This window comes from Lentilactobacillus hilgardii DSM 20176 = ATCC 8290, from assembly GCF_000159315.1.
Classification (GTDB): Bacteria; Bacillota; Bacilli; order Lactobacillales; family Lactobacillaceae; genus Lentilactobacillus; species Lentilactobacillus hilgardii.
In genome coordinates this window covers 1-419 of sequence record NZ_GG670026.1, presented here as the reverse complement: position 1 = coordinate 419, position 419 = coordinate 1, and the positions used below count along the sequence as shown (strand labels likewise).

Genomic DNA, 419 nt, shown 5'->3' with positions numbered 1-419 from the left:
ATAATTTAAAAAACTATCCTAACACTGTCTGGCTGGTTTCCAAGGCATTCGTGAAACCCGTTAAAGGTAAAAACGAAGTGTATTACAAGTTATATTCGGCATACAATAAAAAAGTTAAAGGGATTGCCTGGTACGGTTATTTCAAAAAAAGCATTATTAAGTTGCCGGTTCTCTTTAATAGCCAACAGGCCTACCTTAACGACCTAAATAGCAATAAAGCGCTAAAGTTAACTCGAATGGTTGCTAAGCTGTTTCCTAATTCCAAAATTAATCTAAATTTGTCTAAGAGCCTGTACCTCACTCAGCCTCAAAACGCTTATCTACTAAATAGTTTTACAAATACTAAAGAGCTGGATTTAAATAAGCAAACTGGTAAGTGGTCCGTTAGTGAATATGAGCGTATGGCGCCTTCTAAAGCC

At 36.3% G+C, this 419-nt stretch carries 1 pseudogene; it reads left to right on the top strand.

From position 1 onward, the window contains the following. A pseudogene (locus HMPREF0519_RS14525) lies at positions 1–419 on the top strand (D-alanyl-D-alanine carboxypeptidase); the annotation flags it as partial.